16 protein-coding genes and 2 tRNA genes are annotated in these 14,863 nt (G+C 39.5%); 8 read left to right on the forward strand and 10 right to left on the reverse strand.

Annotated features, from left to right (window positions below; all coding sequences use genetic code 11):
- Nucleotides 1-8: 8 nt before the first annotated feature.
- Complete coding sequence (locus tag NITER_RS09370) at nucleotides 9-461, forward strand: hypothetical protein (protein ID WP_084274809.1); 453 nt, start codon at nucleotides 9-11, stop codon at nucleotides 459-461.
- Here the strand turns inward: NITER_RS09370 and NITER_RS09375 are convergent.
- The 4 genes from NITER_RS09375 to NITER_RS09390 form a co-directional block, all read right to left on the reverse strand.
- Nucleotides 462-537: transfer RNA gene (locus tag NITER_RS09375), tRNA-Lys, on the reverse strand.
- An 11-nt stretch (nucleotides 538-548) separates the two neighbouring features.
- The gene (mobA, locus tag NITER_RS09380; RefSeq protein WP_084274808.1) at nucleotides 549-1,124 is read right to left on the reverse strand and encodes a molybdenum cofactor guanylyltransferase MobA; all 576 of its coding nucleotides are present in this window, start codon (nucleotides 1,122-1,124) and stop codon (nucleotides 549-551) included.
- Between the two features lie 43 nt (nucleotides 1,125-1,167).
- A tRNA-Pro gene (locus tag NITER_RS09385) sits at nucleotides 1,168-1,245 on the reverse strand.
- A 38-nt stretch (nucleotides 1,246-1,283) separates the two neighbouring features.
- Complete coding sequence (locus NITER_RS09390; RefSeq protein ID WP_281847706.1) at nucleotides 1,284-2,342, reverse strand: integrase core domain-containing protein; 1,059 nt, start codon at nucleotides 2,340-2,342, stop codon at nucleotides 1,284-1,286.
- Between the two features lie 79 nt (nucleotides 2,343-2,421).
- Between NITER_RS09390 and NITER_RS09395 the strand changes: the two genes are divergently transcribed.
- Nucleotides 2,422-3,060 carry a MarC family protein gene (locus NITER_RS09395; RefSeq protein ID WP_084274807.1) on the forward strand — a complete coding sequence of 213 codons (639 nt, stop codon included), beginning with the start codon at nucleotides 2,422-2,424 and terminating at the stop codon, nucleotides 3,058-3,060.
- Nucleotides 3,061-3,070: 10 nt separating this feature from the next.
- Here NITER_RS09395 and NITER_RS09400 read toward each other — a convergent pair whose 3' ends face one another.
- The 6 genes from NITER_RS09400 to leuC are packed head-to-tail and all read right to left on the reverse strand — an operon-like array spanning nucleotide 3,071 to nucleotide 9,326.
- The gene (locus tag NITER_RS09400) at nucleotides 3,071-4,273 is read right to left on the reverse strand and encodes an ABC transporter permease (protein WP_084274806.1); all 1,203 of its coding nucleotides are present in this window, start codon (nucleotides 4,271-4,273) and stop codon (nucleotides 3,071-3,073) included.
- The gene (locus tag NITER_RS09405) at nucleotides 4,270-5,463 is read right to left on the reverse strand and encodes an ABC transporter permease (protein WP_159445290.1); all 1,194 of its coding nucleotides are present in this window, start codon (nucleotides 5,461-5,463) and stop codon (nucleotides 4,270-4,272) included. Before NITER_RS09405 ends, NITER_RS09400 begins: the two co-directional genes overlap by 4 nt.
- Nucleotides 5,441-6,103: an ABC transporter ATP-binding protein gene (locus NITER_RS09410; RefSeq protein WP_084274804.1), complete on the reverse strand. Its 663-nt coding sequence runs from the start codon at nucleotides 6,101-6,103 to the stop codon at nucleotides 5,441-5,443. Before NITER_RS09410 ends, NITER_RS09405 begins: the two co-directional genes overlap by 23 nt.
- The gene (locus NITER_RS09415) at nucleotides 6,093-7,337 is read right to left on the reverse strand and encodes an efflux RND transporter periplasmic adaptor subunit (RefSeq protein ID WP_159445289.1); all 1,245 of its coding nucleotides are present in this window, start codon (nucleotides 7,335-7,337) and stop codon (nucleotides 6,093-6,095) included. The genes NITER_RS09410 and NITER_RS09415 overlap by 11 nt, the downstream gene beginning before the upstream one ends.
- Nucleotides 7,338-7,371: 34 nt before the next feature.
- A complete protein-coding gene (gene sfsA / locus NITER_RS09420; RefSeq protein ID WP_084274802.1) occupies nucleotides 7,372-8,064 on the reverse strand; it encodes a DNA/RNA nuclease SfsA in 693 nt (230 codons plus the stop codon).
- Complete coding sequence (gene leuC / locus NITER_RS09425) at nucleotides 8,061-9,326, reverse strand: 3-isopropylmalate dehydratase large subunit (RefSeq protein ID WP_084274801.1); 1,266 nt, start codon at nucleotides 9,324-9,326, stop codon at nucleotides 8,061-8,063. The genes sfsA and leuC overlap by 4 nt, the downstream gene beginning before the upstream one ends.
- Before the next feature lie 53 nt (nucleotides 9,327-9,379).
- Here leuC and NITER_RS09430 point away from each other — a divergent pair, with 53 nt between their 5' ends.
- Genes NITER_RS09430 through tsaD form a run of 6 tightly spaced genes read left to right on the forward strand, consistent with a single transcriptional unit; the run spans nucleotide 9,380 to nucleotide 14,747 of the window.
- The gene (locus NITER_RS09430; protein WP_084274800.1) at nucleotides 9,380-10,687 is read left to right on the forward strand and encodes an NFACT RNA binding domain-containing protein; all 1,308 of its coding nucleotides are present in this window, start codon (nucleotides 9,380-9,382) and stop codon (nucleotides 10,685-10,687) included.
- 13 nt (nucleotides 10,688-10,700) lie between these two features.
- Nucleotides 10,701-11,450, forward strand: coding sequence for a phosphatidate cytidylyltransferase (locus NITER_RS09435; RefSeq protein WP_084274799.1), 750 nt, complete (start codon nucleotides 10,701-10,703; stop codon nucleotides 11,448-11,450).
- 2 nt (nucleotides 11,451-11,452) lie between these two features.
- Nucleotides 11,453-12,511 carry a 1-deoxy-D-xylulose-5-phosphate reductoisomerase gene (dxr, locus tag NITER_RS09440; protein ID WP_084276549.1) on the forward strand — a complete coding sequence of 353 codons (1,059 nt, stop codon included), beginning with the start codon at nucleotides 11,453-11,455 and terminating at the stop codon, nucleotides 12,509-12,511.
- Nucleotides 12,495-13,211, forward strand: coding sequence for a hypothetical protein (locus tag NITER_RS09445; protein ID WP_084274798.1), 717 nt, complete (start codon nucleotides 12,495-12,497; stop codon nucleotides 13,209-13,211). The genes dxr and NITER_RS09445 overlap by 17 nt, the downstream gene beginning before the upstream one ends.
- The gene (locus NITER_RS09450; RefSeq protein ID WP_084274797.1) at nucleotides 13,204-13,761 is read left to right on the forward strand and encodes an RBBP9/YdeN family alpha/beta hydrolase; all 558 of its coding nucleotides are present in this window, start codon (nucleotides 13,204-13,206) and stop codon (nucleotides 13,759-13,761) included. Before NITER_RS09445 ends, NITER_RS09450 begins: the two co-directional genes overlap by 8 nt.
- Nucleotides 13,758-14,747: a tRNA (adenosine(37)-N6)-threonylcarbamoyltransferase complex transferase subunit TsaD gene (gene tsaD, locus NITER_RS09455; protein ID WP_084274796.1), complete on the forward strand. Its 990-nt coding sequence runs from the start codon at nucleotides 13,758-13,760 to the stop codon at nucleotides 14,745-14,747. Before NITER_RS09450 ends, tsaD begins: the two co-directional genes overlap by 4 nt.
- Nucleotides 14,748-14,863: the final 116 nt, after the last annotated feature.

A 14,863-nucleotide genomic window follows, 5' to 3' on the forward strand; every position in this document is an offset into this window, starting at 1 on the left:
GAGAGATTATGAAAAAACTTTTGCTTATTCTACCACTTTTGCTCTTTGGCGCTGATAAGTCTTGTACCAAGTGCAATCTCAACAAATCACAGATGAAATGTGAGTATTACCTTATTCACAAAGGGGATACAAGTAAATCCCAAGAGTGCGCTTTTTATGCAGACTATTTGCATAAGACAAAAGTCTATGGTAAAGCGAGTTGGTACTATCTTTTAGCACTGCAACCAAAAAAAGCGATTGCAGCAGCCAAAGAGGCGGTAAAGATGGGAGAGAATTATGCTTATGAGTATATGGGTGATGCCTATTTAATTTTGGGCGATGAAGATGCTGCGAAGAGAAGTTATCAGAAACTGAAACAAAATGGAGGAAATACCAAGTTTTTTACAAGTCAAAATTTTAAGATTTTAAGCAGACTCTATAAAAGCTTTGATGCTAAAAAAGCGGAAAAGTTAGCGCAGTAGTGGTGACCCGTGTTGGATTCGAACCAACGGCCCACTCCTTAAAAGGGAGTTGCTCTACCAGCTGAGCTAACGGGTCAAGAACCGAAATTATAGCAAAACTTTTTTGAGTTGCAAAGCCTTTTGGAAATCTTGTGGGTAGTTGAGATTTAAAAATCTCTCATCTTCTTTAAATTCTACAAATTGTGTATCTGCCTCTTTTAAAATGGCATTGAGTTTATAGTTTTGCTTCTTTATAGTCTCTTCGATTTTTGGTGCAATCGACTTTCGATAGATTCCAATAAGTGGATGGGGAAAGTCTGTTTGTGCAATAATAGCATCTTTATGAGGGTGCTTTTTTGCCTCAGTTATAAGTTTTTCTATGACAGTTTGATTGATAAATGGCGTATCTACACTCAGTGCAAAAAATTCATAGACTTTTTCAAAAATATCCAAAAATGCAGGAGTAGGGGCATACACTTTGCTGCTGTCGAGAATAAGAGGGGCTTTGAAGTCAAATTTATCACTTTTTGATGAGATATAGACTTTCTCAAACATAAGGGATAGCCTCTCATATTGATACTGGATAAGTGGTTTATCACCAAATAGAAGAAGAGATTTATCTTTTCCCATTCGTGAACTTTTACCACCAGCAAAGATTATACAAGGAATCGAGAATTTTTTCATGCAAAAATTATAGCGTAAGCAAGTGAAGTTAAGTTAAAGAGACTGGTCGGAGTGGCGGGATTTGAACCCGCGACCTCTACCACCCCAAGGTAGCACGCTAACCAGGCTGCGCCACACCCCGAAATTGTATGCGAATTATAAAGCGATTCTTTTTTTTAGTCAAGATTTTGTATAAGTCCAATACATATGGCACTCATAATGATTTTCAAGAAGGTATTGTACCGGAGATTTAAAATTAAGAGAAGAGTGTGGTATTTTGGTATTGTAATCGATGAGCCATTTTGCTAATTTTTTATTGAATTCATCCAAATCTGTAAAGAGTAAATCTTCATAGTATTGAATAAATTGTTCTTGAATTGTTCTATTGAATCTTTCATTGTGTGCATTCATTTTAGGGCTCCTTGGATATGTCCAGTAGTGTGTAAAGCCTTTTTGTTCAAGCAGAGCATCAAACTCTTTTTTAAATTCACTGCCATTATCTGAAAGAATTGCAAGTTTACGTTTTTGTTTGATGGAAGTTATTCCATCAATTAAAGCTTCAAGAGCATATGCAGTATGTCTTGCTCTTTTGGATGGAATCGCCACTGCGAATGCAATACGTGTGAGTGGGTCAATCATAGTAAGGATATATCGTTTTATACCGTTTGATACTATTTGGATGGTATCGACTGCCCACAGTTCAAATGGTTTGGATTTGAGGTTTTTTGGTTTTCTGTTTTTTTGTGTCTTCTTTTTTGGTTTCACTTTTCCTTTTGTATCGATGCGGTAGGGAAAAAGTCTCATTGTATCTGGTGCTTTTGCGATTATTCTTCCTATTGTGGATTCCGAGGGAGTTTTAAGTTCTTTTTCTTCACAAAAAGGTTTAAGCAGGTGGTAGAGTTTTGCTTTGCCGATGTTGGGATACTCTTTTCTTAATCTTTTTATCTCATTAATAACTTCTCTTGGTACTTTTGACTCTCTTACTCTTTTTGGTCTTCGTGATTTTGGATTTAAGGCTTTTATATCGCCATCTGCATCATTTAAACTCTTTTTCCATCGAAAGAGTGTTCTTCTGCTTACTCCAAAAGCTTCAGTTGTTGCTGCTAGTCCATATTTTTCCCAAAACTCCAATATCTTTTTTCTTCTTTTTGCCTCTTCGCTTATCATAAGCGAATTGTAGTATATCCTCTCTAATCTTTTATATCCTTTGAGCCCTGGCAACGTGTATTTGATTTGCACTCCTCACTCTCCCTCTCGGAGTGCCATATGTGTTTGAACTTATGCAGATTTTGTGTACAATGGCAAAAAAGGAGGAAGGGTGCAATTAGATTTTTTGACTATCTTTATCCATGCAACTATAGCTTTGATTACTATTTTAAATCCAGTGGCTGCTGCAAGTATCATGGTAACACTTGTTTCTCCACTTACCCCAACAACAGTAAAACCCATAGCTGTAAAAACGACATTAACTGTCTTAATAGCTTCAATGATTACACTTTTTAGTGGTGAAGCGATATTTAATTTTTTTGGCATAAATGTGAATTCTATCAAAGTTATTGGCGGTATTATTTTGATGCTTATTGCTATAAATATGGCTTATGGAGAGATGGCGAAAAACCGCCATTCACCAGAAGAGAAAGAAGAGGCACAAGATAAAGAGGATATCTCCGTGGTACCTCTTGGTATCCCCATACTTTTTGGCCCCGGTGTTATTGCTACAATTATTGTATTGCAACACTCTATAGCAGTCAGTTATCCCATATATATAGCATATATTCTTTTAGTAGTAGCCTTACTTATTTCATCATTGATGGTTTATGCTACGTTGCGCTATGCTATTGCAATTACAAAGTGGCTCGGTGTGACAGGTATAAAGATTTTGACAAGAATAATGGGGCTTATAGTCGGTGCTATTGCAGTGCAGTTTATCATTGATGGTATAAAAGCATTATGGTAATTTTAAAGCCTTAACTCTCTTCATAGAGTTTGAGTATTGTAAGTGGCTCAAAAGAGATTGCTTTCAAAGCAGGATAGATACTGGCAATTATGCCAATAATTATAGAGAGAGTTATTGCAATTATGAGTGTTTGGAGAGGAATATACAAAGGCCAGTGTGCAAAATATTCGATGAAACCTAGTAAAATGAGAGCAACAAATGCGCCAAAAATTGCCCCTGCACTGCTAAGCAGCAAAGATTCAGTGAAAAACTGCAAAAAGAGATCCCTTTTTCTTGCTCCTACAACCCTTTTTATCGCAATTTCGATAACTCTTTCATATACTGAGAGCGCCATAATAGCTATTATCCCAAGTACGCCAACACTATAAGCAATTGCTGCGACAAGAATGCTCAAAATCGAAAAGAGCTTTTCCATCTTGGCTGATGTTCCACTTGCTGCTTCATACTCCATAACGGTAAAATCCTCTTTGCCATGGCGTTTTTTGAGAAGATCTTTAATCTGTTGAATGAGGGTTTTGTTGAGACTACTTTTTTGTGAGAGGACAAAGATCCCATCAAGCCAGTCACTTTTTGTCAAGAGTCTTTGCATAAGTTTGATGGGAATATAGATCGTACTATCATAATCTTCCATGCCAACATTTCCTCTTGGGGCAAGGACACCCGTGATGCGAAAAGGGATGTTTGCAATGAGCAAGTCCTCTCCCAAAGGACAGGGGGTATTGAAAAAATCCTCTTTTGTTTGGGAACCAATAATTGCTGTTTTTTGCATCATTGCACTATCCAAAAAGGTACCTCCACATGTAAAAGAGAAGTCTATCAATCTAAAGAAAGCCGAATCAACCCCCATAATAGTTCGCGGTTCGCTTCTTTTTGGTGTGATAACGCTTAGTATCGCATTTTTGAGCACTGCTGTACCTTCAATACCGGCAATCTTTTGCTCTATTGCTTTGGCATCAGCGACTGTGAGGGTCTGAACGTTTCCCATTGTAACGCTTTTATGGCTAAATACAATGAGCTCTCCTGGTGCTACGACAATGATCCTGCTTCCAAAAGCTCCAAGATCTTGCAAAGTTTTTTGGCGCATCGCCCCACTAATACCACTCATAAGCACGAGGGAGAGTACGCCAAGAGCGATCCCTGCGATAGCTATAAAAGCTCTTTTTTTGTTTTGTGCGAGATATTGCCAAAACTCCTGCCAGTAGAGCCACTTCATAACTTTTGCCTTAGTGCTTTAAGTGGATCCATAGAAGCTGCCTCTTTAGCAGGGGTAAGAGCAGCCAAAAAGGAGACGCCCAAAGAAAAAATAAGTGCTATCACAAAAGCTTTTATTGGATAGCTTTGGGGAATTTGTAAAAGTGGAAGGATAAAATGTACACTTAAAAAACCAACCAATGTACCAACAACTGCTCCTATTAAAGCAATAGTTGATGCTTCAAGAATTATGCCCCGTAAAATCATCTTTTTTGTAGCACCAAGTGCACGCCTGAGCCCTATTTCCCAAGCGCGAGTGCGGTTGTTGATGAGAAATATATTAGAAAGCACAAAACCGCTAACAAAGAGAGCTGTAAAAGAGGCAATCCCTAAAAAGAGTGTGAAGGAGGTGCTAAGCATTGAGAAAAAATGCATAATTTTTTGTGGAGTTATTAAAAAATAGTCATCACTTTTGAGAGTTTGATTGAGAACTGTTTTGATATCTTTAATGACTCTTTTATAATCTGTGTTGGGTGCCACTTTTGCTACCATTGCAAAAATTTTGTGGTATTCATGCTGGATAAATTTGCGATATGTAGAGACTGGCATCATGATTCTCTCATCCATACTGTTGCCTCGGGGGCTTTTTCCTCTGCGTTTATAGACTCCGATGACACGGAAAGGTATTTTGCCAATGAGGAGCGTTTTGCCGACGGGATTTTGCCCGTGAAAAAACTCATCTACAATATCAAGACCTACCACAACCACTTTTGCAAAATGTTCATTATCACTTGGCAAAAAAAATCTTCCCCATAGAGGCTCATAGCCAAAGTGGGGTAGTGTGCCAACTGTAAATCCCTCAACTAAGAGACTTTTCCCATAGCCTCCTCGTTTTACATCGAGGCGTTTTACATAGAAGTAGTCCAAAGAGCTGATGCCCTCTATTTTTTTGATGAGGTTGTAGTGCTTCATTGTGAGCTTCATTGGAACATGGCGGAAAGAGACGCGACTACCAAAACTTGAGCGTATCAAGATTGTATCACTTCCTAGCATATTGATAATTCTTTTTGCTTTGAGCTGGCTTCCTTCGATGGTAGCTACAATAAATACAAGTGAGGCTATACCTAAAATGATGCCAAATAGGGCAAAGAGTGTACGACCTTTGTAAAAAAAGAGGAATGAAAAAAGATCACGAAGATACAATGCGCCCATCTTGTATCCGTACCACTTTTTTGGCATATTGTGCCATCGCTGGATCGTGTGTGACCAAGACGATTGTTTTGCCCTCACTGTTGAGCTGCTGTAAAATCTCCATCACATTTTTTGCATTTTGGCTATCAAGCTGGCCAGTAGGCTCATCGGCTAAAATTACTTTTGGATCGTTGATAAGAGCTCTTGCAATTGCTACACGCTGCTTTTGGCCACCGGAGAGTTGGTCTGGGTAGTACTCCATTCTCTGTGTAAGTTGCAGTTTTTCAAGTAAAGTTTTAGCTTTAGATTGTGTAGGGGGATGGGTGGTATAGAGTGTGGGGATTAAGACATTGTCTAAAACATTGAGATAGGGAATGAGATAGAAAGCTTGAAAGATAAAGCCAAACATTGTGTTACGTAAATGGGAGAGCTCATCATCACTGAGCTTGGCTACATTTTTGCCATCTATCAAATATGTACCACCACTTGCTTTATCCAAGCATCCAAGGATATAGAGCAGTGTAGATTTTCCGCTTCCGCTGCTCCCCATAATGGCAAGAAAATCTCCCTCATTGATAGTAATATTTATATCGTGCAGAACTGTTGTTGTAAGATCTCCTATTTGAAAGGTTTTTGTGATATTTTTACACTCAATGAGCATGCTTTTGCTCCACTAAGACAATATCTCCCTCTTGGAGGCCATGGAGAATCTGTGTGTAGTGTTCATCAGCTATGCCTGTTTGCACCTCCTTTTCTGTTATCTTGTTGCCTTTTTTATGATAGACAAAAAAGTGCCCATTTTTAAACTTTACAGCTGCATTGGGGAGTCTTAGGACGTTTTTATGAACTTGAATGATAATTTTATTGTGGGTGGTCATTTCAGGACGGAGTAGATGAGAGTTTTCAAAATCTTTCATGACAGCGATATAGTATACCACACTATTTTGGATCTCTGGTTGCGGATAGATTTGAACAATTTTTCCATGAAACTTGTTTTGAGGAAGAGCATCAACGTTGAAAATCACTTGCATACCTCTTTTTATTTTTGCAATTGCAGTTTCATCAATATAGATGCGGTTTTCTATTTTTTTTGGATCCAAAATTTTGGCAAATTGCGGTGCATTGAGGCCAGCTACTACTGTTTCACCTTTTTGCGTTGAGATATAAGTAATAATACCATCAAATGGTGCTTTGATAGTTGCATATTCGAGGCGGATCTTTGCTTGATTGAGTTTTGCTCGGGCAATCGCTTTGTCATATTTGAAACTTTTTTGCAATTTTTCTAAAGAGAGTTGTGCTTCTTGCAGATTCTCTTTGGCTTGTAAAAGAGTTAGCTTTGCCTTTTGCACTGCTTTTTGTTTGATAGTGGCTTCTGTACAGATGGTGCGATACTCTTTTTGGCTGGTTGCATGTTTTTGCAAAAGCTTCTTTTTATTTTTACAAAGCCATTGTGCTGTGGCAGCATCAGCTTGTGCAGCCTCAAGGTTGAGTGCGGCTTTTTGTTCTTCAATTGCGGCTTTTTTGACACTTTTTTTAAGCTTTTCTATCTCTAAAGGATAGGTTTTTTGAATTTTTGTAAGCTCTTTTTGCGTAATTTTAAGAGATTGCTGAAGCTCTGCATCATCTATTTTTGCGATGATAGTACCTTTTTTTACAAAATCTCCTACTTTGATTGGCTCATCTACTACCATTCCGCTTACTCTCGCTCCAATTTTTACCTCTGCTCCAATAGATGGTTTGATGACTCCTGTTGCTTCGACACTCTCAATAATATCTCCTCGTGTAACCTGTACCGTGGTAAAATGGCTAAACTCTTTTTTGGGTTTTTTCCAAAAATAGAGGACTCCTCCCATTATAATAAAGAGCGCTAAAAGAGATGTAATAAACTTTTTCATATCTAGATCCATATATAAAAATTTAGCACTTACATTATAACTCATCTGGGCAAAGAGGAAGTTCTCCATCATAGCAAATGTGTAAGTTTGGATCTATACGAATAAAAAAGCCTCTGAAGTCAACTCCTTGCGCGAGGGCTTGTGTAAAAATGGCTTTGAATGTGGGATCTCTTGTGGGATGAGGTTTGAAGCAGTCGCATTGTCTCACAGCCATGATGAGGATATAGGCATCAAATCCTTGCTCTTTTGCTTGGATGAGATCTTGAATATGTTTAACACCTCTTGATGTGGGAGCATTGGGGAAAAGGCAGATATTTTCTTGCACGAGACTACACCCTTTTAGCTCAATGTAAGCGTTGTCTGCTTTGAAATCGAGCCTACTCTTTTGGAATGTAACTTCTGCTTGAAGCGTTTTTGGAATAAATCCCAACACCCCTTGTTCAATTGCTTTTTGGGCAATAGGGCGGTGGAGTTTTGTGTTGATAAGTACCCATCCCTCCTCCATTTTGGCAGCTATCAAGGTGTAGTCTGTTTTGAGACCTGGGCGATTTTTGAGAAGAAGGAGTTCTCTATTTGGCGTGAGGATCTCTTCTAGTCTTCCTGTATCTGCTATATGAACTTTTTTGATTTGGTTATGAACTAAAGCGGTAGCTAAGAAGCGGTTTTCTCGTTTTAAGAGCGAGCCAGTTGTCAGCTCGCCTAAGCTTTTAAGATCAAAAAGAATCACAGCTCTCTGGGGTCTGCAATCTTTCCTGCTACTGCACTTGCAGCTGCAACTGCAGAGTTTGCCAGATAAATTTCACTTGTACGTGCACCCATACGCCCAATGAAGTTTCTGTTTGTAGTGCTTACACACCTTTCATTATCAGCCAAAATCCCCATATATCCGCCTAGACATGCACCACATGTTGGGTTGCTGACTACCGCTCCAGCATCAATGAGGATATCAATATAGCCTTGTTTTTCTGCTTCTTTTAAAATCTTTTGGGTTGCAGGTGTGACTATCATACGCGTATGGCGCGCAACTTTACGCCCCTTTAAAATCTCAGCAGCGATTGCGATATCGCTAAGGCGTCCGTTGGTACAGCTTCCTATAAATACTTGATCAACTTTGAGATCCATCTTTGCTGCTTCACTGATAGGGCGGCCATTGCTTGGAAGGTGTGGAAAAGCAATGACAGGTTCAAGACTATTTACATCAATCTCAATTACCTGCTCATACTCTGCATCCTCATCGCTATAGTGGATTTTTGGCTCACGTGCAAGATCTTTATCAGCCAAAAAGGCTTTTGTTATCTCATCGACGGCAATGATTCCATTTTTTGCTCCAGCTTCGATTGCCATATTGCAAAGACTAAAGCGCCCATCCATATCGAGATTTTCTATTGTATCTCCTGTAAACTCAAGTGCTTTATAGAGCGCTCCATCTACGCCGATTCTACGAATAAGCTCTAAAATGAGATCTTTTCCATACACATACTCGTCAAGTTTTCCAGTATAAACTACTTTAATTGATGGTGGGACTTTAAACCAGTTTTTGCCTGTGATCATTCCGTATGCGAGGTCTGTGCTTCCCATGCCTGTAGCAAATGCTCCAAGAGCTCCATGTGTACATGTGTGAGAATCTGCGCCAATAATCACATCCCCTGGAACCACAAGCCCCTTTTCAGGAAGTAAAGCGTGCTCAATTCCCATATCTTTTTCGTCAAAGAAGTGCTTGAGGTTGTGCTCATAAGCAAATTCACGGCTGATTTTTGCCTGATTGGCACTGGCGATATCTTTTGCAGGGATAAAGTGATCAAGCACAATTGCAAAGTTATCTGGTTTTGCTAATTTTTTAGCACCACTTTCACGAAAAGCTTTGATAGAGATAGGTGTAGTGATATCGTTACCTATGATCATATCAAGTTCACACTCAACTATCTCTCCCGCTTTTACTTCACGCCCCACATGCTCACTAAAGATTTTTTCTGTTATAGTTTGACCCATTATGCGCCTTTAAAAGAGTTTTTGCTATTTTATCAAAAAAGAATGAGGAACTCATGAAATACAAAGAGTTACGAGCTATTGTCGAGTATTTGCAGCAATTTCGCCATTTAAACGATATTGCAAGAGTGGATGACAATGTTTTGCGAGCTGTTTTTGACAAAAAAGAGATCTTTTTTGATCTGAATCGCAGCAAAAATCTCATCTATATGCGTGATGATTTTGTCAAGACCAAATTTTATAATGCTCCATTTGATAAGGTGCTTGCAAAGAGGTGCAAAAAGAGCAGTATTGAAAAAATTGAGTTAGACAATGATGACAAGATCATACGAATCTATTGTAAAAAAAGGGGTTCGTATAAAGAAGAGTCAGCTATTTTGCAGCTTGAATTTACCGGCCGCCATGCAAATGTAATTATTTTGGATGAGAAGGGACATGTTTTAGAAGCCCTTCACCACGATTTTCATAGAGACATCCGTCCAGGTAAGCCTCTCTATCCTCTCACACCTCCTAAAAAGCTTGATAAGAGTGAATTTAATATTTTTGATATTGAAGAGTATCTATACAATATCTACAACCAAGAACTAGAAAAACGGCTCAATATCTTAAAGAGTGCAAAGTTGCTTCAAATTAATAAGCAAAAAGACAAACTGCAAAAACTTCTTGATTCTTTGGAAAGAGAAGAAGAACTTTTAGCACAAGCAGATGCGGAAGAGCAAAAAGGGCAGATTGTTTTGGCAAATCTTCATCAGATAAAGCCCTATCAAGAGGAGTTTGAAGGGGAGGATTTTGAAGGAAATCCTATAAAGTTTACTCTTCCCGCTGAGGCAAAAACGCCAGCAATGATGAGTGATATATTTTTTAAAAGGGCTAAGAAGCTACGCCAAAAAGCTGCCAATATTCATATACAGCGTGAGAACTTACAAGAAAAGATAGCATTTTTGGATAAAAAGGCAAATCTTGTACGCAATGCCAAAAGAGTAGAAGATATAGAGCTGCTCTTTAGCAAAAGCGCAAAAAAAGAGGCTAAAAAAGATAAAAACTATGAGCGCTACAATATTGCTGGATACGATGTCTATATTGGCAAAAACAAAAGAGGCAATGTGGAGCTATTAAAAAAAGCAAAAGCGAGCGATATATGGCTCCATCTCAAAGATCTTCCCTCAGCCCATGTAATTATTGCTACAAACAAGCAAAATGTTCCACAAGATGTGCTCGAGCAGGCTGCGAAGCTTTGTGCGAGTTTTAGTGTAGAGCATCCAGGTTCATATAAAGTCGACTATACCCAGCGTCGCAATGTCAAACCAAAAGAGGGTGCGAATGTAGAGTATGTAAAGTATAAGACTTTAAGTGTTAGAATATGATAAAGGAGTTTTGATGAGTGAGCTTGCAAAACGCCTCATAACCGGGGCACTGCTTATTGGTATTGTAGCGCTCGTAGCGTGGATTGATAGTTTTGGACTAACTTGGCTCTTCTTTGGTGTTATCTATCTCTTTTCTTTTTATGAAGCGTTGAAGCTCTTTGGTATGAGTGAGAGAAATAGCCTCTACTTTTGGGCGCTGCTGGTGTGGATTGTAGCAGCCATCTACCCAAATCCAGATGATCTCTTTTTCCTCATAGCGCTTCTTTTTGCTGCTTTTGAAGCCTATACGCAGGAGCGTGATTGGCAAAAGTTTTTGCCATTTCTCTATCCCACTGCCTCATTTTTGTTTTTGCTAGCGCTCTATCACGATTTTGGGATGGATGCTCTCATATGGCTAGTGATTGTAGTAGCCCTTACTGATATTGGTGCTTATTTTACTGGACGTGCAATTGGAAAGCATCCCTTTTGTAAGACTTCACCCAAAAAGACGTGGGAAGGGGTTATTGGTGGTGTGATAATTGCTACGATTGCTGGAAGTTACTATGCGCTCATTTTAGTAGATCTTCCCTATGGAATTGTAATTTCACTACTTACAGCAGTTGCAGCAGTCTTTGGGGATCTTTTTGAGAGCTATCTCAAACGCCTAGCAGGAGTAAAAGATAGCGGCAATATATTACCGGGACATGGTGGGATACTCGATAGAGTGGATGGATATCTCTTTGCAGCTGTTGCGATGGTAATACTTTTAAGAGGGCTTTTATGAAAATAGCTCTTCTTGGCTCAACTGGCTCAATTGGTACCAACACGCTTGAGGTATGCAGACGCTATGGGATTGAAGTTGAGGTGTTGGTTGCAGGGAATAATATCGATCTGCTTGCAAAGCAGATAGAAGAGTTTCGACCGCGTATTGTGGTAAGTGCAAAGAGAGCTAATTTTGATGCTCCTGTGGTACTCCATGGGCAGGAGGGGATCTTGCAAGCGCTTACGATGTGTGAGAGTGAGCTTGTTGTCAATGCGCTTGTTGGCTTTTTGGGACTACGCCCAACACTCAAAGCGATTGAGCTTGGCAAAAGGGTTGCACTTGCGAATAAAGAGAGTCTTGTAGTTGCGGGAAAGTTTATTGATGTATCAAAGCTACGCCCCATCGATAGTGAGCACTTTGGTCTTTGGTATCTTTTGCAAAGTGCTCGCCAACCAAAAAGGCTCATTCTCACTGCAAGCGGGGGAGCCTTGAGGGATTGGGAGATCGAAAGAATTGCTCATGCTTCTTTGCAAGATGTACTTAATCATCCCAACTGGTCTATGGGAACAAAGATTACTATTGATAGTGCTACAATGGTGAATAAACTCTTTGAAGTTTTAGAAGCCTACTGGCTTTTTGAGACAAAGCATATAGATGCTGTGATTGAGCCAAGCTCTTTGGTGCATGGGATTGTGGAGTTTATGGATGGAAGCACTACTATGCATGCAAGCAAAACAGACATGAAGCTACCTATCGCTTATGCTCTTGGGATTATGGATGAGCCGATTTTGAGCAATGTAGATCTTTTAGCAATGAATATAGCTTTTAGGGCTATTGATAGTGAGCGCTATCCTGTATGGCAGATAAAAGATGCACTTTTACAACATCCAGATTGTGGAGTTGTTGTGAACGCAGCAAATGAAGCAGCAATTGAGAGATTTTTAAAAGGAAGTTTTACTTTTGGTGATATAGCACAAGCTATTTTACAAGCTTTTGAGCGCTTTGAGGGCAGAGTGGTAAACGATATTGAAGAGATATTTGCTATTGATGAAGAGGTACGTAATTATGTTAAAACTCTTTAATCTGCTTGTTGTTATCATACTTTTTAGTGGTTGTATGGAGAGTACGCAAAAGCTCGATAGAAAAAAGGATGAGCTATTAGAGAGGAAAGCGAGAATTGAAGCGAGATTGCAAAAGGCTAGAGAAGAGGCTGATAAGCAAAAAGAGCTTGCTCTAACGAAGATGCAGCAGCAAATCGAAAAATTAGCTCTAGAGCGCAGCAAAAATGAGGCGCAAAAAGAGATTGCACTCGCTAAAATTAAGGCCAAACAAGCCCTGGAGCTGCAAAAAATAGAGCAAGCTTACAAGCTCAAAGAGCTAGAGCTTAAAAAGCAAAAAGAGCTTTTAGAGCTTGAAAATCAAAAGATAGTTGCGCAAAAAGAGATTGAGCTCAAAAAGCAGTTTCTCTATCTCTCTTTGGCTGCACTAGTATTCATTATCGTAGTTGTATTGATAATTCTCTATTTTTACAAAAAGCGAAAAGACAAACTCATTGCTTACCATGACAATTTAGAAAAATATTTCCGCCTCAAAGAGAACGAAGCAAAGGTTGCTATAGCAAATAAGATAATAGACACTATTGCTGAAGGCAAACTCACTCCTGAGCAGGAGCAAAGACTCCTTGGAGTGTTAAAAGGTGAAACAAAAGAGCTGCCAAAAGAGATAGAGCATAAAGATGAGGAGCCAATAGAGGCTGAGGTGGAGGAGAAAAGGGATGGATAGGTTTTTGCTTTTGCATGGTTGGGGAGGAAGTGACTATCCCCATTGGCAAAGTTGGTTAGCAGGAGAGCTAGCTAAAGAGTATGGGACGGTGAGTTTCCCACTCATTCATCATCCTCATCATCCAAACAAAAAAAAGTGGATGAATCAGTTCAAAAAGCATCTTAAAACATTTCGACCGACTACTGTCATTTGCCACTCTCTTGCTTGTACCGTTTGGTTGGCTTTGTGTGAAGAGGGGGAGATTGATGAAGTAGAGAGGCTTTTGCTTGTAGCACCTCCGAGTCAAAATACAGATATTGAGCTACTCAAGCAGTTTTTCCCTCACTCTCTTCCTCAAAGACTCTATGCAGATGAAGTGCAGCTAGTCGTTTCAACGAATGATCCATACTTGAAGATTGAAGAGGCTCATGATTTACAGCGCCATTTTGATTGTGAGATGCTGATACTAGAAAATGCAGGGCACATAAATGATAAAAGTGGCTATGGCCAGTGGCCATGGGTGCTTGCGTGGGCAAAGAGAGATCCAAGTTTACTATCGGAGCCGTTATGATTTTGAGCATTGAGAGTAGTTGTGATGATAGCTCTATTGCAGTGACACGCATTAGTGATTATAAACTTCTCTTTCACAAAAAAATCTCCCAAGAGCTAGCACATAGTGAATATGGTGGTGTTGTACCAGAGCTTGCAAGCAGGCTGCATGCTGAAGCTTTGCCAAAGATTTTAGAAGAGGCAAAGGAGTTTTTGCCTCATATCAAAGCAGTAGCAGTGACAAATGAGCCAGGGCTCTCTGTGACGCTTATGGAGGGCGTTATGATGGCAAAGGCTTTGCATCTAGCTCTAGGTGTTCCCCTCATTGGTGTTAATCATCTAGTAGGACATATCTACTCCCTCTTTATAGAGCAAGAATCTAGGCTGCCAAAGATGGTATTGCTTGTAAGTGGTGGGCATACAATGATTTTGGATGTAAAGGGTTACAACGATCTCAAAGTCTTAGCTACTACGCTTGATGATAGTTTTGGTGAGAGCTTTGATAAGGTTGCAAAGATGATGGGACTAGGATATCCTGGAGGACCAATTATCGAAAAACTAGCTCGCCAGGGGGATCCAAACCGTTTTTCTTTTCCTATTCCACTCAAAAGCAGCTCCAAGCTTGCTTTTAGTTACTCTGGACTCAAAAATGCAGTGCGCTTGGCTTTGGAAGAAATTGAAAATCTCAGTCGCCAAGATATGGCAGATATTGCAGCCTCTTTTCAAAAAGCTGCAATTACACACCTTTTGCAAAAAACCAAAAAAGCGTGTGAAATCTATACACCTAGTGATTTTGCAATAGTTGGCGGGGCGAGTGCGAATCTTGCCTTGCGTGAAATTTTTGAGAAGGAGTGCGCAAAACGGGGTATCCCTATAGAGTTTGCAAAGCTAGAGTTTTGCAGTGATAATGCAGCAATGATTGGACGGGCTGCTATTGAAGCATATAAAAGGGGTGATTTTATTGCGATGGAGGATCTCAAAGTTTTGCCACGCAGCTGTTTTGTGTAGAAAAGTAACATAGTTTATTATAATTACAGCCCTCATATTAAATAAGATAAAAATTGTCTTATTTAAGCTATAATTTCTTCATGAGCATCTGCTCCAAAATAAAAATATGAAAAAGG

This window comes from Nitratiruptor tergarcus DSM 16512 (assembly GCF_027946175.1).
Classification (GTDB): Bacteria; Campylobacterota; Campylobacteria; order Campylobacterales; family Nitratiruptoraceae; genus Nitratiruptor; species Nitratiruptor tergarcus.